The sequence below is a fragment of the Agrobacterium leguminum genome (genome assembly GCF_015704895.1).
Taxonomy (GTDB): domain Bacteria; phylum Pseudomonadota; class Alphaproteobacteria; order Rhizobiales; family Rhizobiaceae; genus Agrobacterium; species Agrobacterium leguminum.
Window position 1 is genome coordinate 86,948 of sequence record NZ_JADQWB010000006.1, and the last position, 20,983, is coordinate 107,930.

Genomic DNA, 20,983 nt, shown 5'->3' on the forward strand with positions numbered 1-20,983 from the left:
ATCCCGTGCTCAGTTATCCGGTTTCCGCCAGAGGCGATTGTCATAGGGAATTGGCGAATAGTCGTGCCACTGGGTGAGTTTCTTGAGATAACGATTGCGATAGCTCTGCTCGTCTTCGAACTCAATGTTCTCGAACACGGCTTCCGCGCCCAGCTCGTAATAAAGATCGAGATTGCCAAGATCCGGCACCGGCGTCTCGCCGCGTTCACATTCGCCCTGCATTTGCCAGAACAGCTCTTCCAGACGGCGCGCCAGAGCGGGAATATCCCGCAATACGCTGGTGTCGCGCTGCCGGGCGATCGATTCTCTGACCTCCAGAAGCTTCTTCCTGTCGCGTTCGAAGCCGATGGCGCGGGCGACATAGTCTTCCGGCGAAGAACAAATCATTTCCGGAACACCCGCTGCGGTGACGATGCTGCCGCAGAACCGTGCCGCAAATGTCTTGCCGGACATGGTGAGGACGGGCAGGCCGGATGTTATGGCGTCCGCGGCCGTGGAGTGAGCGCCATAGGGGAACGTATCCAGAAACAGGTCGGCAACGCCGATACGGGCGATGTGCTGCGGGTTCGGAACCTTCGGCGCAAAGACGAGCCGGTCAGGTGAGACGCCGCTTTTTTCTGCGATTGCCTGCAGGTGCTGATTGACGTCTTCATCGCCCGCCAGCAGCCACAACAGGCTGCCCGGCGTCTGCGACAGGATCGTCATCCATCGCGCAAAGCAGCTTTCGGTAATCTTCTGCATGCCGTTGAAGCTGGCATAGACGAACGCATCTTCAGGCAATCCGACCTCGGCCCGGCTTGGCCGGGCGGCGATGGGCCGCTTGCGGTCGAGCGGCTGGTCGCAGGCGATGCGCAGGACCTTTTCGGAGTAATAGATGTCGTTCTCCGGCGGGATCATGTAACCGTCCGAAATCAGGTACTGATGGAACGGGCTTCCCATCGATCCGGGGTAACCGCAGAAACTGACGATGACCGGCGCGGGGCGATAGGCGAAAATCTTCGTGCGCGCGTCCTTGGTGTAGCCGTTCACGTCGATCAGAATATCGATTTCGTCGGAGATGATCTGCGAGGCCGCTGCGGCATCGTCCAGGCCGTGGATATCCCGCCAGCAATGGACTGCTGCCTTGATCCGCTCCTGCGTGCTGTCCGTGTTGCGGACGTTACCGCAATAATAGGCGAAGACCTCAAGGTTGTCCTTATCATGCAACTCCAGAACCTCGCAGAGAGCGAAGCCCACGGCATGATCGCGAAGATCCGACGAGAGGTAACCGACGCGCAGCCGCTCACCGGTTCCAGACTTCAGCTTCGGCGACCTGCGCGGAAAACGGCTGAGGTCCGGCCGCGTGCCGACCACCGTTTTGCTGTAGCGATATGCCTTGGCCAGCTGGAACATCGGATCGTCGGCGTAGCAGCTCAGCGTCAGCGAGGACATCGCATCGAGCATCTTGCGCGCAGGGACATGGTTTGAAGGAGCAAGCACCGGCCACTTGCACTGGCGCTGCCGCAACGACACCCAGTGCTGGCCTGCCTCCGGCAATTCCGGACGCAGCTCGAATGCCTGTAGCAAGGCGGTTTCAGCGTCCTCGAGCTTGCCGGCGCCTTCGAGAACCCGGCCGATGTTCTGCAGGGCCATGTGCCGATGGCCGATCGCTTCGGCGTCGAGGTGCTTCGTCGTTTCGGCATATTGCGACCACTGTTCCACGGCCTGACCGATCAACCCGCTATCTTCGAGGACACGACCGAGATTGATGTAACCGGGAGCGAATTGCGGATTGGCCTTCAAACAGGCGCGGAACGCCTGTACGGCGCCCGCGCGGTCGCCAAGCTGGCTGAGCGCAACGGCATAGTTGAAATAGGCAAGATGAATGACGGGATTGTTGTCGTTGAACGCAACCCAGGTCTTGTAGAGTTCCGCAGCCGCGGTTCGCTGACCGGCGGCACTGAGCGCCTCGGTTACGCTCAGCAGATCCATGAGACTCATCCGCTGGTTCCGCGCAAGATCAAGGGCGCTGGGAGCGGCGGCGTCGTTTGAAGGTGAGACGGGATTGGCGGTCATGACATCCTGCGGCAAGCGACAAAGGGTCGAAGAAAAGAACAGCCTGTTGATGGGCCGTCCTTAGCTATCGCAGGTAACTTGCCTGTGGCTGGATGTGTTGGAAGCGGGGTTGCTTGCCTGGATCAGCCGGTAGTGTGGCCGCACGAAGTTTCCTCCCGGTCAGGCGCCGGCTTCCGGGAGATTGATGCTGTCATGCCGCAGTAAGGATCGCTCACATCATCTAACGATGAGAGTATTTCATCCTGTAGCTCGCCAGCGCGATCGACGGGTTGATCCGATAGACACTGTCGAAGTCTTCATCTGTAAAGTATTGGTATGAATGCGCGACATATTCGCGGAAAAGACCGTGCAGGTCCTGCCGCATCTGCTTGGCCGCCCATTCCAGCAAACCCGCCTTGAAGACGATGAAGATCGGGTAATATTTTGCCCTGAAGATCGGATTGTCCAGGAAAAGCTTCTCGATGTCTTTCAGTGCTGCGAACATCTCAAGCCGGCGCTCGTCGAACGTGCTTGTATGCTGCTCCCGCCCCGGGACGAGGCGGTGTGTTGTCAGGCTGCTGTTAATGGCCAGAAACCGTCCGGCATTCATATAGGCCGCCCAGTGCGGCAGGATATCTTCGTTGATCCGCGCCGTGGAGAAGCGCCAGTTCGTCCGGCGAATGAAAGATGTCCGCAGTATCTTGTTCCATGGGTAATTGATCGTCACCAGGAATTGCGCGGTCGAGTCGAGGTCGATCATTGCGCTGTCGCGGCTGCCGAGGACGCTATCCCAGATATTCTTGTCGATAGGCGCCATTTCGCCGGCAGGGCCATCGGCCGTTCTCAGCACGCTATATCTGAATGCGGCGACATCGATATTCGTCTCATCCATCAAGGGCAGAACGGTATCGATGGCTCCCTCATGCAGGAGGTCGTCAGCATCGTGAAACAGGCAATATTGGCTGTCGATGGTTGCCAGCGCCCTGTTGCGGGCAACGCCCGGTCCGGTGTTCGTCTCGCTGCGCATCAGCCTTATATTGGCGTGCCGCGCGATGTATTGCTCGACGATGTCGCAGGTATTGTCGGTGGAGGCATCGTCGACGACGACGATATCCATCTCGGTTTCATTGCGCAGAACACTGTCGAGTGTTTCGCCGATAAGACTGGCCATGTTGTAGGCCGGGATGATGACGGATATTTTTGCCATGACGGATACTGAATGTCCTTCTGGGGCATTCTGCAATTAAAATGTTACGACGCGGCCTGAGCCGCGTCGTAGGTTTCGTCGGGTCGTTTAAGGCTTATACTGCCTTGTAGGCTTTGATAACCGCCTCGACCTGTGCATCGTTCATGACCTTCAGCTGCTGGGCCGAGAGCGCACCGGCCTGGCTGCTGCTGAGACCGGCGATGGCAGCGGTGGAAAGGCCTGCGATGGCATTGGCGCTGATGGCCTTGATCTCGTCGGTCGAGAAGAGGCCCAGTTCAGTGCTGTTCAGGGTCGCGATCTGAGCGGAGCTGAGGCCGGAGACCTGATCGGAGTTGAGGGCTGCGATCTGGTCGGTCGACAGGGCTGCGAACTGCGTCGAGGAGAGCGCTGCTGCCTGTGCTTTGCTGAGGGCGGCGACGTTGCCGGTGCTCAGCTTGCTGGCGTCGATACCGGCGAGGGCCTTGGTGCTGATCGCCTTGATCTCGTCGGTCGAGAAGGTGGCAAGGCTGTCGGAGGACAGAGCGTTAAGCTGCGTCGAAGACAGGCCGGCGATCTGCGTCTTGGTCAGAGCGGCGGCGTTTTCCGTGCCGAGACCAGCCAGGGTAAGACCGGCGATGGCGTTGGCGCTGATGGCCTTGATCTCATCGGTCGAGAACAGAGCCAGTTCGGCGCTGCTCAGGGTCGCAATCTGAGCGGAGCTGAGGCCGGAAACCTGCTCCGAACCGAGGGCCTTGATCTGGTCCGTCGACAGGGCCGCGAACTGTGCCGAAGAGAGCGCTGTCGCCTGTGCTTTGCTGAGGGCAGCGACATTGCCGGTGCTCAGCTTGGTGACATCGAGGCCGGCGAGGGCCTTGGTGCTGATCGCCTTGATTTCATCGGTCGAGAAGGTGGCAAGGCTCTCGGAAGACAGGGCGTTAAGCTGTGCCGAAGACAGGCCAGCGATCTGCGTCTTGGTCAGCGCGGCAGCATTTTCAGTGCCGAGGCCAGCCAGGGTAAGGCCGGCGACAGCATTGGCGCTGATGGCCTTGATCTCATCGGTCGAGAACAGAGCAAGTTCGCTGCTGCTCAGGGTCGCAATCTGAGCGGAGCTGAGGCCGGAAACCTGCTCCGAACCGAGGGCCTTGATCTGATCGGTCGACAGGGCCGCGAACTGCGCCGAAGAGAGCGCTGCCGCCTGTGCTTTGCTGAGGGCAGCGACGTTGCCGGTGCTCAGCTTGGTGACGTCGATGCCGGCGAGGGCCTTGGTGCTGATCGCCTTGATTTCATCGGTAGAGAAGGTGGCAAGGCTCTCGGAGGACAGAGCGTTAAGCTGCGTCGAAGACAGGCCGGCGATCTGCGTTTTCGTCAGAGCGGCGGCGTTTTCAGTGCCGAGACCAGCCAGGGTAAGGCCGGCGACAGCATTGGCGCTGATGGCCTTGATTTCGTCGGTCGAGAACAGAGCCAGTTCGGCGCTGCTCAGGGTTGCGACCTGAGCAGAGCTGAGGCCGGAAACCTGTTCCGAGCCGAGGGCCTTGATCTGGTCGGTCGAGAGGGCCGCGAACTGTGCCGAGGACAGTGCCGTGATCTGCGTTTTGCTGAGGGCGGCGACGTTGCCGGTGCTCAGCTTGGTGACATCGAGGCCGGCGAGGGCCTTGGTGCTGATCGCCTTGATTTCATCGGTCGAGAAAGTGGCAAGGCTATCGGAAGTCAGGGCGTTGAGCTGTGCCGAAGACAGGCCAGCGATCTGCGTCTTGGTCAGTGCAGCGGCATTTTCGGTGCTGAGAGCAGCGAGCGCTGCTGCGGAAAGGCCGGCAACGGCGTTGGCGCTGATCGCCTTGATTTCATCGGTTGAGAAGAGTGCCAGTTCGCTGCTGTTCAGGGTTGCGACCTGAGCGGAGCTGAGGCCGGCGACCTGATCGGAATTGAGGGCCTTGATCTGGTCCGTCGAGAGGGCTGCGAACTGTGCGGAGGACAGTGCTGCGGCCTGCGTTCTGCTGAGGGCGGCGACGTTGCCGGTGCTCAGCTTGCTGGCGTCGAGGCCGGCAAGGGCTCTGGCGCTGATTGCCTTGATCTCGTCGGTGGAGAAAGTGGCAAGGCTATCGGAAGTCAGGGCGTTGAGCTGCGTCGAAGACAGGCCAGCGATCTGCGTTTTTGTCAGGGCAGCGGCGTTTTCGGTGCTGAGAGCAGCCAGCGCTGCTGCGGAAAGACCGGCAATGCCGTTAGCGCTGATGGCCTTGATCTCGTCGGTCGAGAAGAGTGCCAACTCGCTGCTGCTGAGGGTCGCGATCTGTGCGGAGCTGAGGCCTGCAACCTGATCGGAATTGAGGGCTGCGATCTGGTCGGTCGACAGGGCTGCGAACTGTGCGGAGGACAGTGCTGCGGCCTGTGTTCTGCTCAGGGCGGCAATGTTTCCGGTGCTCAGCTTGGTGACATCGAGGCCGGCGAGGGCCTTGGTGCTGATCGCCTTGATTTCATCGGTCGAGAAAGTGGCAAGGCTCTCGGAAGACAGGGCGTTAAGCTGCGTCGAAGACAGGCCGGCGATCTGCGTCTTGGTCAGGGCGGCGGCGTTTTCAGTGCCGAGACCAGCCAGGGTAAGACCGGCGATGGCGTTGGCGCTGATGGCCTTAATTTCGTCGGTCGAGAACAATGCCAGCTCGCTGCTGTTCAGGGTTGCGACCTGAGCGGAGCTGAGACCGGCGACCTGATCGGAGTTGAGGGCCTTGATCTGGTCCGTCGACAGGGCTGCGAACTGTGCCGAGGAAAGCGCCGAAATCTGCGTCCTGCTCAGGGCGGCGACGTTGCCGGTGCTCAGCTTGGTGACGTCGAGGCCGGCGAGGAGCTTGGTGCTGATCGCCTTGATCTCGTCGGCGGAGAAGGTGGCAAGGCTATCGGAAGACAGGGCGTTAAGCTGCGTCGAAGACAGGGCGGCGATCTGAGACTTTGTCAGGGCGGCGGCGTTTTCGGTGCTGAGAGCGGCGAGCGCTGCTGCGGAAAGGCCGGCGACAGCATTGGCGCTGATGGCCTTGATCTCGTCGGAGGAGAACAGCGCCAACTCGCTGCTGTTCAGGGTCGCAACCTGTGCGGAGCTGAGACCGGCGACCTGAGCCGAGTTGAGAGCCTTGATCTGGTCGGTCGAGAGGGCATCGATCTGGCTGGTATAAAGCGCCGTAACCTGAGACGCCGACAGGCCGCTGATCTGAGCGGAGCTCAGCTTTGCGATCTGGGTCAGCGTCAAGCCCTTGAAGGCGCTTACCGAAATGGCCCGGAGATCTTCAGAACTGAAAAGAGCAAGGTTATCTGTGCTCAAAGAAGCGATCTGAGACGACGAGAGGGCCTTGATCTTGGTGCTGTCCAGCGCATTCACGTCTTCCGAGGTTAGGCTGGCGATCGTGGAGGTGGAAAGCTTGGAAATCTGCACAGCAGACAGTGAGGAAAGAATCGAAGTCATGAACGTGTCCTTTACCGGATGGCGACTGGTCACGCCTATCTGCTGCCAGACACTGCCCGTGATGACAGCGGTCCGACATCCGCAAATAAAGCGAAATTGTGGAGAACATGGCTCATGTGAACCTGCGCTGGAAACGCATCATGCAATTCGAGCCGGAGAAGGGGGCCCGGATTTTCCACGCTAGCTTGTGCGAATGCCGCTTAATAATTTCTGCCGCTTAAGATTTTCGCGACGTGCGTGTCATATCAGGCCAACATTTAAAGCCTAGTTAATATTTGGAGGCGGTGCATTTTATTCTTGATGTTTGCGTATCTTAGAGTCTTATAGAGTATAAAATTACGAAGCTAACTATCGATTCGATCAGCTTCCACTGCGGGCAATCAGACGTGGTCGCTCCCGGATAAGTAGTATCCGTTTGGAGGGGAGAGAGCGCAAGGGTTTGACCGTTATTTTCGTCTAAAACTGCCCTGCGATGCTTGCCGGGAGCTGACACGCCTATGTAACGGCTGCCAGAATCGGACAATGCTTTGCTTTGTCGCCTTTATTTCGGGTGCCGTGTAGTTGGTTTTTTCGAAGCGGAAGCTGTTATTCCGGTTTCCGGGCCACGGCAATGCTTTGGACGGACAGGCACGGGTCGCGCGATGATTCGGCGACGCCATTCAAGAAATCGGATATCGAAAGCGACGGGTCGTTCCCGTCATCGACCATCCATCCGGTGCCGTGAAGGAACAATCCCGATCTTGGTGCGCGGGCCGTGGCGGTGCGTGAATTTGTGACCGCCCCATGCCGGAGAAAGCGTGGTGCGGGCCTAGTCCAGCATCACCATATGTGCCGGCAACTGCTCTTCGAAGAATTTCGAGAACGTCGCGATGCGGGGCGGCAGCGCCTGATAGGGCGGATAATAGAGTGTCAGCCAGAGTTCGGGCGGCGCCCAGCCGGGCAGGACATGAACGAGCCGGCCGCTGCGGATATGTTCTGCGATGTGAAATCCCGGCAGCATGGCCACACCGGCGCCTTCCGCCGCCATATCGGCCAGAACCTCACCGCTATTGGCGCTGAATGCGCGGCCGGCCGAGATGGCGATGCTCGATCCGCCGTCCGACAGGACCCAGTTCTCCCGCCGGCTTTCACCGCTATAGGCAAGGCAATCGTCAGGGGTCAGTTCGCCCGGATGTCCCATCTGTGTGAACCGGCTGCCCGGGGCCGCCACCAATATTCTCGGCACGGCCCTGATCTTGCGCCAGATGGTGAATTTGTCCGATGGGGCCGACGAAATGCGGATCGCCAGATCGTAGTCGTCATCCACGATATTGATCAGGCCGTCCGAGAGCGAAATCTCGAAGCACATTTTCGGATAGAGTTCCCGGAAGCCGGACAGGATCGGCGGCAGCACCGTCTTGCCGAGCCATGTCGGCGCGCTGATCCTCAGACGCCCTTCATCGGCCTTATGGGCGTTGCGGACATCGCGCCGGGCATTCTCCAGCGCCTCGACCGCCGGCTGGATCTGTGCGGCGAAGACGGCGCCGTCGGTCGTCAACGACACCTGGCGGGTGGTGCGGACAAACAATTGCACACCGAGATCATCTTCAAGCGCGGCAATCGCACGGGTGACGGCAGCCGCCGTCATGCCCAGTTCGCGGGCGACCTGCGCGAAGTTGCGCTTTTCGGCCGCCATCAGAAAGGTTTTGAGAGCTTTATGATCGTTCATCGCCATTATTTCAAAAATCGCAATTCATTCGAGAAAAATATTGCAATTCCGCGATGCAATCAAGCGGGTTACATCTTTATCCATCGAAACGGACACACCAAAGACGAAAGGCGCCGACGATGATCAAGGATATCAAGGGCCTGCACCACGTCACCTCCATGGCGTCGGATGCGCGGCAGAACAACAGTTTCTTCACCGATACGCTCGGCCTGCGCCGGGTGAAGAAGACCGTCAACTTCGACGAACCCAGCGTCTATCACCTTTATTACGGCGACGAAAAGGGAACGCCCGGCACGGTCATGACCTATTTTCCCTTCGCCAACATGATGGCCGGCCGTCCCGGCGTCGGCGAAGTGGGCGAGACGCAGTTTTCCATCCCGAAGGGTTCGCTGGGCTTCTGGAAAGAGCGTCTCCTTGCCAAAGGCGCCGCCGGCATTCAGGCCGACACGGTCTTCGGCGCCAATCGCCTGCGCTTCACCGGTCCCGATGGCGATGGCCTTGCACTGATCGAAACAGGCGATGACGCCCGTGCTGCCTGGCTGGCCGAGGGAATTTCCGAAGACAACGCCATACGCGGTTTCACCGGCGCACGTTTTAATTTGCATGACACTGCCGCAACCGAAGAACTGCTGCGTTTCATGGGTTATGAGCGGACTGACGTTGAAGGCAATGTGACGCGCTTCGTCATTCCCGGCGGCAACGGGGCAGATACGATCGATCTTGCAGCCTTGCCCAAGACACCCTTTGCCCGGTCGGGAGCAGGCTCGGTCCACCATATCGCCTTCGCAGTCGAAAACCGCGAGAAGCAACTGGAAGTGCGCAAGGCGCTGATGGATACCGGCTATCAGGTCACCCCCGTCATCGACCGCGATTATTTCTGGGCGATCTATTTCCGCACGCCGGGCGGCATCCTGTTCGAGATCGCCACCAATGAACCCGGTTTCGACCGTGACGAGGATACCGCGCATCTGGGCGAAGCGCTCAAGCTGCCGAACCGCTACGAGCCTTTCCGCAATCAGATCGAGGCGAACCTCGCTCCGCTTGCAGCATAAAGCGGGTCTCTGATCCGCATCCACTGACCAAGATAGATTCTCGCTTTTCAAGACGGCTGCCCTGCCGGGCAGCCGGCCGGCGAAGCCTTCTCGATTTCCACCGCCGCAGATCGGCAACCACCACCTGAACGGAGAACTGAAAATGTCCAAGCTCGAAGTCCTGACCCCCGCCAACAGCCAGCTCATCTTCATCGACCAGCAGCCGCAGATGGCATTCGGTGTGCAGTCGATCGACCGCCAGACCCTGAAGAACAATGTCGTCGGCCTCGCCAAGGCGGCAAAGATTTTCAATATCCCGACGACCATCACCACGGTCGAAACGGAAAGCTTCTCCGGCAACACCTTCCCGGAACTGCTCGCGGTCTTCCCGGAAAACGACATTCTCGAACGCACTTCGATGAATTCCTGGGATGACCAGAATGTCCGCGATGCGCTGGCGAAGAATGCGGCGGCCGGCCGCAAGAAGATCGTCGTCTCCGGCCTCTGGACGGAAGTGTGCAACACCACCTTTGCGCTCTCCGCGCTTCACGATGTCGCGGATTACGAGATCTACATGGTGGCGGACGCCTCCGGCGGCACCTCCGTCGATGCGCATAAATATGCCATGGACCGCATGGTGCAGGCCGGCATCATTCCCGTCACCTGGCAGCAGGTGCTGCTCGAATGGCAGCGCGACTGGGCACGCAAGGAAACCTATGACGCCGTCACCTCGCTGGTGAAGGAACATTCCGGCGCCTACGGCATGGGCATCGACTATGCCGTCACCCATGTCCATGGCGGCAAAGAGCGCGTCAAGCATGGCAAGCGCATCGGCCCCAACCCGGCCAAGAAATAAACTTTCAACCGCGCCGCACCGGCAGGATCGCCATCCAGCCCGGTGCGGCTTTCACCCATCGAGGAGGTTCCCATGAAAGTCTATCTTCTGTCCCTCGGCGCCGGCCTGCTGGTCGGCATCGTCTACAGCCTGCTCAATGTGCGTTCTCCCGCACCGCCCGTCATCGCTCTCGTCGGCCTGCTCGGCATCCTGGTTGGGGAGCAGATCATTCCTTTCGCGAAGACGATTGCCGGCAAGGAACCGGCCGTCGTTTCGTGGATCAACCAGATCAAGCCGCACATGTTCGGCCATATGCCGAAGGGTGGCGCTGAAACCACGGGTCTCGCCGAAGTCAAACAGCCGACCGAGCGGGAGAGAAGCTGATGCCGACACGACGCACCTTCCTTGGCGCGGCCTCGAGCCTTGCCTTTCCGAATCTGTTTTCGCCGGCTAAGGCCGCTGATCCCATCAAGACCGGAGGTTCTTCCATGCATCCAGATACGATCCTTCACAATGGCCGCTTCACGACGCTCGACCGCGGCAATCCGAATGCAACGGCAGTCGCCATCAAGGACGGCCTGTTCCTGGAGGTGGGAAGCGACGCCGAGGTCATGGCCCTTGCCGAGCCGGATACGAAGATCATCGACCTCAGGGGCAAGCGGGTTCTGCCCGGCCTGATCGACAACCACACCCACGTCGTGCGCGGCGGCCTGAACTTCAACATGGAACTGCGCTGGGACGGTGTGCGCTCGCTTGCCGATGCCATGGACATGCTGAAGCGTCAGGTGGCGATCACCCCGGCGCCGCAGTGGGTGCGGGTCGTCGGCGGCTTCACCGAACATCAATTCGTCGAAAAGCGCCTGCCGACCATCGAGGAGATCAATGCGGTGGCGCCGGATACGCCGGTCTTCCTGCTGCATCTTTACGACCGGGCGCTGCTGAACGGCGCAGCCCTTCGCGCCGTCGGCTATACGAAGGATACGCCGAACCCGCCCGGCGGCGAAATCACCCGCGATGCGAACGGCAATCCGACCGGCCTGCTGCTCGCCAAGCCGAATGCCGGCATCCTCTATTCGACGCTTGCCAAGGGGCCGAAGCTGCCGCTCGATTATCAGGTCAATTCCACCCGCCACTTCATGCGTGAGCTGAACCGGCTGGGTGTGACCGGCGTGATCGATGCGGGCGGCGGCTTCCAGAATTACCCTGATGACTACGAGGTGATCCAGAAACTGTCGGATGAGAACCAGATGACGGTTCGGCTGGCCTACAATCTCTTCACGCAGAAGCCGAAACAGGAGAAGGAGGATTTCCTCAACTGGACTTCGTCGGTCAAATACAAGCAGGGCAACGACTATTTCCGGCACAATGGCGCCGGCGAAATGCTGGTCTTTTCCGCTGCCGATTTCGAGGATTTCCGCCAGCCGCGCCCGGACATGCCGCCGGAAATGGAAGGCGAGCTCGAAGACGTCGTCCGCATTCTGGCGGAAAACCGCTGGCCCTGGCGTCTGCACGCCACCTATGACGAGACGATTTCGCGGGCGCTGGATGTCTTCGAAAAGGTCAACCGGGACATTCCGCTCGAAGGCTTGAACTGGTTCTTCGATCATGCCGAAACCATCTCCGACCGCTCCATCGACCGCATTGCCGCCCTCGGTGGCGGCATCGCCACCCAGCACCGCATGGCCTATCAGGGCGAATATTTCGTCGAGCGTTATGGTCAGGGTGTGGCGGAAGCCACACCGCCGATTGCGAGAATGCTGGAAAAGGGTGTGAATGTTTCGGCCGGTACGGATGCAACGCGCGTCGCCTCCTATAATCCCTGGGTGTCGCTGTTCTGGATGGTGACGGGCAAGACGGTGGGCGGCATGCAGCTTTATCCGCGCGCCAATTGCCTCGACCGCGAGACGGCGCTGCGCATGTGGACCGAAAAAGTCACCTGGTTCTCGAATGAGGAAGGCAAGAAGGGCCGCATCGAAAAAGGCCAGTTCGCCGATCTCGTGGTGCCGGACAAGGATTATTTCTCCTGCGCGGAAGATGAAATCTCCTTCCTCACCTCGGAACTGACCATGGTGGGCGGCAAGGTCGTTTATGGCGCCGGTGACTTCAGAACGCTGGATAAAAGCAATATTCCGCCGGCGATGCCCGACTGGTCGCCTGTGCGAACCTTCGGCGGTTATGCCGCCTGGGGTGAACCGCAGGGCGCCGGAAAGAACTCGCTCAGACGGGCCGCGATCTCCTCCTGCGGCTGCGCCAATGATTGCGGCGTTCACGGCCACGACCATGCCGGCGCATGGACGTCGAAATTGCCGATTGCCGATCTGAAGGGCTTCTTTGGAGCGCTGGGCTGCTCCTGCTGGGCAGTCTGAGCCCGGCCAGCGGAAAAATCCACCGGGCAGCTGATCGCCGCTGCCCGGCCTCTCGGGAACGGGATTATGTTGCAAATATCGCAATTATATCGAAACTATTGATGCAATTGTTGGCGGTAATCCTTTGCGCCAATATCGCTCCATCAGATGAACGCAGCGCCGCTCGAACCGACCGGCCAGATCGCAGGAGCAGAAAATGACCGAGCCGTCTTCAACCCTTCGCCTTCGCGGGCTTCTCGCGGATATCGTTGCCGCACCCGCCACAAAAACCTTAGCGCTTCTGGCGCTCTGCTCGGCCTATATTCAGGGGCCGCTGACCAAGATTTTCGACTTTCCCGGTGCGATTGCGGAGATGAACCATTTTGGCCTTCAGCCGGCGGTCGCATTCGCTGTCGTTGTCATCCTGTTCGAGCTCACAGCCTCCGCTCTGGTGGTGTCGGGCTTCCTGCGCTGGGCCGGCGCTCTGGCGCTTGCAAGCTTCACGCTTCTCGCCACTTTCATCGCTCTCCGCTTCTGGGAAATGGCGCCCGGCATGGACCGCATGATGGCCACTAACGCCTTCTTCGAACATCTTGGCCTTGCCGGTGCCTTCATCATCGTCGCTGCAATCGATCTCACGAAAGGAACAGGCAAATGAGTGCCGCAAAATCCTCCGCGAGCAGTTTTGCTCCCCTTGCACAACCGGTTTTCGCGGTTCTCTGGGCGGCGACGGTGCTCGGCAATACCGGCAGCTTCATGCGCGATGTCGCCAGTTCATGGCTGATGACCGATCTTTCTGCTTCGCCGGCGGCCGTCGCCATGGTTCAGGCGGCCGGAACCCTGCCGATCTTTCTTCTGGCGATCCCGGCCGGCGTGCTGACCGATATTCTCGACCGCCGCAAATTCCTGATCGCGGTGCAGCTTCTGCTGGCCTCGGTCAGCGTCACCCTCATGGTTCTTTCCCATACCGGCCTGTTGTCCGTCAGCGCGCTGATCGGGCTCACCTTCCTCGGCGGTATCGGCGCGGCGCTGATGGGGCCGACCTGGCAGGCCATCGTGCCGGAACTGGTGAAACGTGAGGATATCAAGAGCGCCGTGGCGCTGAACTCGCTGGGCATCAATATCGCCCGCTCCATCGGTCCCGCCGCCGGCGGCATCCTGCTTGCGGCCTTCGGGGCGGCCTTCACCTATGGCGCCGATGTCGCAAGCTATTTCGTGGTCATCGCCGCCCTTTTATGGTGGCCGCGGGCAAAGAACGCCAATGATGCGTTGGCCGAAGGTTTCTTCGGCGCATTCCGGGCGGGCCTTCGTTACACCCGTGCCAGCCGGCCGCTGCATGTCGTCCTGCTGCGGGCTGCGATCTTCTTTGCATTCGCCAGTGCCGTCTGGGCGCTGTTGCCTCTGGTCGCCCGGCAATTGCTCGGCGGAGATGCGAGCTTCTACGGTATCCTGCTCGGCGCTGTCGGAGCCGGCGCCATCGGCGGTGCGCTGGTCATGCCGAAGCTGCGCGACCGGTTCGATGCCGATGCCCTGCTGCTGGGTGCGGCTCTCACCACCGCGCTCGTTATGGCCGGGCTGTCCTTTGCGCCGCCAAAGTGGCTTGCCATCGTCATCCTGCTGTTTCTCGGCGGTGCCTGGATCACGGCTCTGACGACGCTTAATGGAGCGGCCCAGGCGATCTTGCCGAACTGGGTGCGCGGCCGCGGTCTCGCCGTCTATCTCACCGTCTTCAACGGCGCGATGACAGCGGGCAGCATCGGCTGGGGTGCGGTGGGCGAAGCGGCGGGCGTGCCGGGCACGCTGCTCATCGGTGCGGCCGGCCTTTTCATTGCCGGTCTCGTCATGCACCGCCTGAAACTGCCTGCCGGCGATTCGGATATGGTGCCGTCCAACCATTGGCCTGAGCCGCTCGTTGCCGAGCCGGTGGCCCATGATCGCGGCCCGGTTCTGATCCTCATCGAATATAATGTCGAAAAGCATCACCGCTCCGCTTTCCTGCATGCGCTGGACGAGCTTTCACAGGAGCGTCGCCGCGATGGCGCCTATGGCTGGGGCGTGACGGAGGACTCCGCCGATCCGCAGAAGATCGTCGAATGGTTCATGGTGGAATCCTGGGCCGAGCATCTGCGCCAGCACAAGCGGGTTTCCCACGTGGATGCGGATTTGCAGAGCAAGGTGCTGGCCTATCATTCCGGGCTGGAAAAGCCGGTGGTGCGGCACTTCCTCACAATCAACCGGCCGGGGAAGGCGTAAAACGGAAAGGGGCCGAAAAGGCCCCTTTTTCGTTGTTGCCATGCGATTGTCCGATTATTGCGTGATCCGCTCCAATACACGGCTCAGCGCATCTTTCAGCGCCCCTGAGCCGCCCTTACCGTCGAAATCCAGCAGCACCTGCTCGTTGAGGCCGCCCTTGGTGGCGAATTCGCGGCTGAGATCGATGAAATCCGTCCTGCTTCCGGCAAGCAGGGCCACCTCGGAAAGGCCGGCAAAGAGGGGCGCGAGATAAGCGCGCCCCTTTTCTTCCGGCAGACCGTTCTCGGCAAGCCATTCCGTCGTCGTTTGCATGATGCCGAAATAGGTGGCCATCAAAGCGCTGGCGGCGGCCAGAAGATCGTATTCCGCCTTGGTTTCGCATTCCACCGCATTGCCGAGCACGTTGAAAATAGCAGCCGTATCCGTATCGGCAGGATAAATGGCGGTGACGCCCTTGCGCCGGGCAACGAAGGGCAGCGGGATCGCCTGGCTGAGACGCACATCCGCGCCGATCCAGTCCAAAAGCGCCTCGCGGCCGGTTGCGGCAACGACGCTGACGATCTTCTGCCCGTCCCGGAACCGCAGCGGCCGGATGACTTCTTCAGCGATCTGCGGCCGGATAGCCAGCATGACGGTATCGCAGCCATCGACGATTGCCTGATTGTCGCCGGAGACGATCACCTGCGGGAAATCGGCGGCAAGCCTCGCGGAGATATCGGCACTGCGCTGGGACACCATGACATGCGGCACGGCGGCAGGTCTGGCGAGCAGGCCCCTGACCATCGCATCGGTGATGGCTCCCGTTCCGATAAAACCGATTTTCTGGGGAAGTGACATGATTGCTCCGCTGCGGCGTTTCGCGTGATGCTAATTTTTCCGTCCGGAATTGTCGACAAGCAGAGGGGTAAATTTGCGGTCGAGGCGGAGCCACGCCCGGTTTATGCCGGCTGATCGATACGGTCACGGACCGAAACACGGCTATTCGGGCGTCGTAAAATCAATGCGCATCCTTCCCGGTGGGCGTTTCTTCCAGCCCCAATATCGCCGGCCATGCCGGTGCTGCACGCTCTGACATGACCTCGATATGGCGCAGCGAGGTGAGACCGAATTCTTCCGGGCGCAGGGTTCTGCGGTTGACGCTTCCCTGCGGGAAAACATCGGCATAACGCCAGACGGCGGCGGGCGGCACCACCACATCGTCTGCCATCGTCATCATGCGCAGATCGAAGCGGGTGGCGGAAAAATCCGGTTCTGGCAATGATTTGCCGATATCCCGCCGGAAGAAATCCCTGCTCGTGCACCAGCGCCGCCATTGCCAGTAGATTCCGGCGGGCAGATCCGCACCCAGCAGCAGCCTTCGACCGGGAAGGTAGCCGGCGAGTGTCGTGCTGACAGGCCCGAGCAGATACCAGAAGGCGATGACCGTGGGCCGATAGGTCCATGGGTGATCGCCGACATGGGCAAAGCCCGAACCGATGGTGATGACACGCTCGAGCCGTTCGTCATGGCGTCGAAAAGGAAATGTCAGTCCGCCGAGGGAATGGCCGAGCAGCCAGAGGGGGCCTTCCGGTGCTATCCGGCAAAGTGCGGCCTCGGCCGCTGTCTGATCGGCAATTCCCCAGTCGGCCATCGTGGCCCGGCTTTCGCGGACGGGGCGTTGTCGGGATGCGCCGAAATCGCGATAATCATAGGTCAGGACACCGATGCCCTGACCGGCCGCCCATGTGGCGAAGGCGCGATAATAGCGCGCCGGAACACCCGTTGCGCCGTGAAGGACAAGATGCGCGCGGGCTGGCCCCCTGGGCGGAAAGAACCGGCCGGCGAGCCTGTGCCCTTCCGAAACAATGTCGATCTCCCGGCTCTCTGCAATATCAGTCATCCATCCCTTCCTCCTCCTGGACCGTTTGGTCTAATAACATCTCTAGACCAAACGGTCTACAGCGCTTAAAACAGGCGAATGGACGAAAGCAAGAACCGCCACGCTCTGATACGGGCCACCTCCGCGCTGTTTCGGCGGCGCGGTTATGCGGGTGTGGGGCTGGCCGAAATTCTCGCGGAGACGGGCCTGCCGAAAGGCTCTCTCTATTATCATTTTCCCGGTGGCAAGGAGCAGCTTGCCGCCGAGGCGACGCGATGGGCGGGCCGAAAGGTGGCAGAGCTGATCGACGCGAGTTTCGAGGAGGCGGAGAGCTTCGCTTCGGGCTCGGTGGCGCTGTGCCGTGCGATAGCCCGCCTCTCGCAGGAAAATGGCCGCATCATGGGTTGCCCGGTGCTCAGCATCATTCAGGCCGGCGATGAAAAGCCCGATTTGCGCCAGATAGGTGCGGATGTGCTCAACGACTGGACCGCAAGGACCGTAGCTCAGGCAAGGCGTCTGGGCAGTCACGATCCGCAGGCCGATGCCGAAAGACTGGTGATCGGGCTGCAGGGCGCGTGGGTTGTTGCGCTGGCCCGTCAGGATGTCACGTCGTTTAAGACGCTGGAGAGCAGCCTGCTTCAGTCTGCCTAGGCGTATGCCGATGCGTTTTCAAGCAGAGGCCTGATCGGAGTCATCGGTGCTTGTGGTGCCGCATGCTGCGGAATAAATGAAAAGCGCGGCCGCCTTCAGGCTGACCGCGCTTGTTGTCGTAGAAGAGAATAGAACTTTTACGTCTCTTTAGTCTGCTGCTTTCCCGGTGTCGGCTGATCCGTGGCGTTCGCGATTGATGCAGCCAGCAGAGCCTGTGTCGGGTCCGTACCCTTGAAGCCGGCCTGTGCAAGGATTTCGTCAAGAACCGGCTTTTGCGCAGTGAAGCTCAGAAGCTGGCTCGAAAGATCGCCGAGGCCATTGCCGTTTTTGACGTCGCCGCCGCCACCGAGGGCGCCGGCCAGATTACCCGCGCTGAAGATGCGGATATCGGAGATCTTCTCGATGGGCTTCATCGCCTCGGAAAGTGCTTCGGGAATGATGGCGATCCTTGCACGGGCGAGCTCGAATGCGATGATGTCGCCCGATAGCGCATTGCGTGCATCGTTCTTTGCGCGTTCCGCCTGCGCCTCTGCATCGCCGAGAGCGATGACGCCTTCGGCACGGATTTTCGCGGCCTGTGCCTCGGCTTCGGCGCCGATCTTGGTGGCGGCAGCCAGGTTTTCGGCGGCTTGCCGTTCGGCTTCCGCCTTTACCGTGATGGCCGTCGCCTCCTGCTCTGCCGCCTTGCGGGCGTCGATCACGGCGATGCGCTTGGCGCGTTCGGCTATTTCCACTTCGCGGGCTGTTGCCACCTGTTCTTCCGCAGTGATGGCGGAAGCCTTGGCTTCGTCCGCCTTGGCGCGGGCGGCCTGTTCCTGCTCCACCTTCTGTGCCACGGCGATAGCGGCTTCGATTCGCGCCGTTTCGGTGATCTTGCGCGCTTCCGCCTCGCGTTCGGCAATACCGCGCTCGGCTTCGATGCGGGCAGTTTCACGCGCCTGGCGGGCTTGAGCATCCCGTTCGGCGATGCCGCGTTCCGTATCGAGCTTTGCCGTTTCCTCGTTGAGGCGGGCCGCCTGCTCGGCCCTTGCCGCTTCCGCCCGGGTTTCCGCCGTCTTGTTGGCGATGTCGCGCTCCTGCGTCAGTTCCGCATCGCGCTGTTCGCGTTCGATGGTCAAGCGCCGCAGCACCGCTTCGCGGTCCTTCGTGGCAATTTCGACTTCGTTGTCGCGGACAATCTGGTTGCGTTCGCGTTTACGCTCTTCGGTGATCCGGGTGAGCGCCGTCAGGCCCTCCGCGTCGAACGAGTTGTTGGGGTTGAAGTGCTTGATATCGGTTTGATCGAGCCGTGTCAGCGAGACCGATTCCAGTTCCAGACCGTTGGACTGCAGATCGTGCGCGACGGCCGCCTGCACGGATTTGACGAATTCGGCACGCTGCTCCTGAAGATCGCGCAGCGACATGGTCGCGGCAACCGAGCGCAAACCGTCGACAAATTTCGCTTCGACCAGTGACTTCAGCGCATCGGCATCATTTGTCCGGTCGCCGAGTGTCTGGGCGGCAAGTGCGATGTTTTCTGCATCGGGTTTAACCCGCACGTAAAATTCGGCAGTGATGTCGGCTCGCATGCGATCCTTGGTGATCAGGGATTCATGTTCGGATCTTTTCACTTCCAGCCGCAATGTGCTGAGAGAGACCCAGGAATAGGAATGGAAGATCGGCAGGATGATGGCGCCGCCATCGAGAACGACTTTCTTACCGCCGAGCCCGGTCCTTACATAGGCTTTGTCGCGTGTCGACCGCGTGTAGAGCGATGTCATGATGATGCCGATGACGACGATGGCCGTGACGATGGCCCCCGCAATCAGGCCCAGAGAAAAGAAATCCATGGTGAGTTAGCCCCTATGATGCCCGCTATGGTGAGTTTCCAGGTCCGGCGGTACGGGAATGGCCTGAAAAAGCCCATCCGCACCGTCGACGATCAATACCTGCGCACCCGTATCGATCGTGTGACCGGATGCAGCCTGTGCGCGCAGGAAGTGAATATTCTCGTGCCGGTCCTTGACCCGCACGGTGCCGGGCTTGCCCTGATCGAGAGGCCCGATGGTGACAGTGCCCACAAGTCCCAGAAAATCGGTCTGCTCGAGTGCGTTTGTCTCATCGCGTGGAATGACCTTCGCAACGGCGCGGCTGAGTGACCGCGTGGCCGGCAGGGCGGCGGCAATGGCACCGGTCATGGCCAGATAGGGCGGCAATGGCCCGAGCGGCGTTGCGGAAGCGATCCCCTGAATGAAGAACCCGGCGACGGAAAAAGCCGAGAGCAGGATGACCGCCAGAACAAGAAGCGGCACGCCGCCCGCATTAAGCCAGGACATCCAGCTGCCGAGTAACCCCGCCTCGGCATCGCCGGGCGCGTGGTAACTGAAGTTGTCGTCAAGCAGTCCCGAAGCCGATACACCAAGAAGGACCGAGACGAGTTCGACGATGCCGAGGCCGAAGACCGTCAGCAAGGCGATCCAGAAGGGAGCAGTGCCTGGCTGGACAATGCTCTCCATCAGCGCTGCCCTTCACGAAATGCCTTGAGCCGTGCTTCGATGGCGCTCTGGCGCTGCATCCGGCCGAGTTCTTCAACCTCCGCCGTTCCGTTATTGGGCTTGGCGGGGGTGCCGGTTACTCTTTCGATGGCGTCGAGCGCGTCAGCCAGACGGCGGTCGTTGCGCTGGGATGGGGTCGTATCGGTTACCGGTGCGATGCGTTCGGCGCGCTTGGCGTCCTCAAGCCGCTTTTGCGCATCCGCCTTTGCGGAAGCGATGCTGCGCAATGTAGTTTCCGCCTCGGCAATTTCGGCAGCGTTCTCGAGTATCGCCTTGTTCAGCGCTTCCCGCTGCGCTTCCAGATCGATCTGCAGCCCGGTTGCCGCGCGGGCCAAATCCTCGCGGCCGTTTTCAAGTCCGATCCTGATCTTGTCGTCGAGGTCGCGAATTTCTTCGTCGAGATCGGCGGCCTTGGTTTTCAGGCGATGGCCGGCTGCGACCGCCACGCCAAGCGCGGATCGGGCCTCATCGGCGATCTGAGCGATTTCCCGCACCGCCTGCTGCGCTACTGCGACCGGATTGGACGCCTCCGCCGCATCGACAGCGTTGTTCATGACACCGGCGATGACACGCCCGAGTCGCCCAAGAATACCTTCATTGTTCATCGAAGCCTCCCTGCTTGGTTGAAAGCCGGTTTTTATTCCGGCATGGATGCTGATGGTTTCGCCCTCGAACACAAGGCGTGCTTCTGAAAAGTCATTCCAGCCGTCGTGATAGCCACGAACGGTATAGGGCACCACGACGCGGCCCGAGAGGGTGGCGATGCTCACCGTATCCGGCCCCTTGACCGAAAAGAGCTTGCTGTCGAGCGGAATGTCCCGCACCGGCTCTTGCGGATCGCGCTGGCTATGGTCGCGCAGAGCCAGCGTCACCATGCGGGAAGGAAGGCTGGTCTTGACCCTGATCTCTTCATAAGCTGCCGCATGCAGGGTTACGAGATTGGCGCCTTCAGTCCGGTCAAGGATCGCCATCGCCCGCCGATAGGCAAGGAGCGTTTCTTCGAGAGAAGAGCGGTTCCCCTCCGAAAGATTCAGTGCCAGGACAACGTTGGACAAAAGTTTCGCGCTCATGCGAAATATATAAAGCACTTCATTTGTGCT

16 protein-coding genes are annotated in these 20,983 nt (G+C 60.5%); 7 read left to right on the forward strand and 9 right to left on the reverse strand.

The features are described 5' to 3' along the window. Positions 1-9 precede the first annotated feature (9 nt). The 4 genes from I3J13_RS11315 to I3J13_RS11335 all read right to left on the reverse strand — a co-directional run bounded on the left by I3J13_RS11315 (position 10) and on the right by I3J13_RS11335 (position 8,376). A complete protein-coding gene (locus I3J13_RS11315) occupies positions 10-2,055 on the reverse strand; it encodes an O-linked N-acetylglucosamine transferase, SPINDLY family protein (protein ID WP_196378851.1) in 2,046 nt (681 codons plus the stop codon). Between the two features lie 220 nt (positions 2,056-2,275). Continuing rightward, on the reverse strand, positions 2,276-3,241 hold the full coding sequence (locus tag I3J13_RS11320) for a glycosyltransferase (protein WP_196378852.1): 966 nt from the start codon (positions 3,239-3,241) through the stop codon (positions 2,276-2,278). A 94-nt stretch (positions 3,242-3,335) separates the two neighbouring features. Further along, a complete protein-coding gene (locus I3J13_RS11325) occupies positions 3,336-6,668 on the reverse strand; it encodes a beta strand repeat-containing protein (RefSeq protein ID WP_236000882.1) in 3,333 nt (1,110 codons plus the stop codon). A gap of 808 nt (positions 6,669-7,476) precedes the next feature. Further along, positions 7,477-8,376 (reverse strand): LysR family transcriptional regulator, encoded by a 900-nt coding sequence (locus tag I3J13_RS11335; protein ID WP_196378853.1) that lies wholly within the window; start codon positions 8,374-8,376, stop codon positions 7,477-7,479. A gap of 119 nt (positions 8,377-8,495) precedes the next feature. Here I3J13_RS11335 and I3J13_RS11340 point away from each other — a divergent pair, with 119 nt between their 5' ends. The 6 genes from I3J13_RS11340 (at position 8,496) to I3J13_RS11365 (ending at position 14,840) form a co-directional block, all read left to right on the forward strand. Next, on the forward strand, positions 8,496-9,428 hold the full coding sequence (locus I3J13_RS11340) for a VOC family protein (RefSeq protein WP_003523923.1): 933 nt from the start codon (positions 8,496-8,498) through the stop codon (positions 9,426-9,428). A gap of 142 nt (positions 9,429-9,570) precedes the next feature. Further along, a complete protein-coding gene (locus tag I3J13_RS11345) occupies positions 9,571-10,263 on the forward strand; it encodes a hydrolase (RefSeq protein ID WP_196378854.1) in 693 nt (230 codons plus the stop codon). Between the two features lie 72 nt (positions 10,264-10,335). Then, complete coding sequence (locus I3J13_RS11350) at positions 10,336-10,626, forward strand: XapX domain-containing protein (RefSeq protein WP_003523921.1); 291 nt, start codon at positions 10,336-10,338, stop codon at positions 10,624-10,626. Further along, positions 10,626-12,608: an amidohydrolase gene (locus I3J13_RS11355; protein ID WP_196378855.1), complete on the forward strand. Its 1,983-nt coding sequence runs from the start codon at positions 10,626-10,628 to the stop codon at positions 12,606-12,608. Before I3J13_RS11350 ends, I3J13_RS11355 begins: the two co-directional genes overlap by 1 nt. A gap of 196 nt (positions 12,609-12,804) precedes the next feature. Beyond that, entirely contained in the window at positions 12,805-13,245 is a 441-nt protein-coding gene (locus I3J13_RS11360; RefSeq protein WP_196378856.1) for a DoxX family protein, read from the forward strand. After that, a complete protein-coding gene (locus I3J13_RS11365) occupies positions 13,242-14,840 on the forward strand; it encodes an MFS transporter (RefSeq protein ID WP_196378857.1) in 1,599 nt (532 codons plus the stop codon). The genes I3J13_RS11360 and I3J13_RS11365 overlap by 4 nt, the downstream gene beginning before the upstream one ends. Positions 14,841-14,894: 54 nt before the next feature. Here the strand turns inward: I3J13_RS11365 and I3J13_RS11370 are convergent, their stop codons facing one another. Then, positions 14,895-15,677, reverse strand: coding sequence for a pyrroline-5-carboxylate reductase (locus I3J13_RS11370; protein WP_196378858.1), 783 nt, complete (start codon positions 15,675-15,677; stop codon positions 14,895-14,897). 160 nt (positions 15,678-15,837) lie between these two features. Next, positions 15,838-16,719: an alpha/beta hydrolase family protein gene (locus I3J13_RS11375; RefSeq protein WP_196378859.1), complete on the reverse strand. Its 882-nt coding sequence runs from the start codon at positions 16,717-16,719 to the stop codon at positions 15,838-15,840. A gap of 78 nt (positions 16,720-16,797) precedes the next feature. Here I3J13_RS11375 and I3J13_RS11380 point away from each other — a divergent pair, with 78 nt between their 5' ends. Beyond that, positions 16,798-17,349: a TetR/AcrR family transcriptional regulator gene (locus I3J13_RS11380; RefSeq protein ID WP_196378860.1), complete on the forward strand. Its 552-nt coding sequence runs from the start codon at positions 16,798-16,800 to the stop codon at positions 17,347-17,349. Positions 17,350-17,486: 137 nt separating this feature from the next. On the opposite strand, the gene I3J13_RS11385 is transcribed toward I3J13_RS11380, so the two are convergent. From I3J13_RS11385 to I3J13_RS11395, 3 genes are read right to left on the reverse strand one after another with little or no spacing between them, the layout of a single operon-like run. Continuing rightward, positions 17,487-19,178 carry a flotillin family protein gene (locus I3J13_RS11385; protein WP_080853925.1) on the reverse strand — a complete coding sequence of 564 codons (1,692 nt, stop codon included), beginning with the start codon at positions 19,176-19,178 and terminating at the stop codon, positions 17,487-17,489. A gap of 6 nt (positions 19,179-19,184) precedes the next feature. Beyond that, positions 19,185-19,844 carry an OB-fold-containig protein gene (locus I3J13_RS11390; RefSeq protein ID WP_196378861.1) on the reverse strand — a complete coding sequence of 220 codons (660 nt, stop codon included), beginning with the start codon at positions 19,842-19,844 and terminating at the stop codon, positions 19,185-19,187. Continuing rightward, positions 19,844-20,938, reverse strand: coding sequence for a PspA/IM30 family protein (locus tag I3J13_RS11395; RefSeq protein WP_196378862.1), 1,095 nt, complete (start codon positions 20,936-20,938; stop codon positions 19,844-19,846). Before I3J13_RS11395 ends, I3J13_RS11390 begins: the two co-directional genes overlap by 1 nt. Positions 20,939-20,983: the final 45 nt, after the last annotated feature.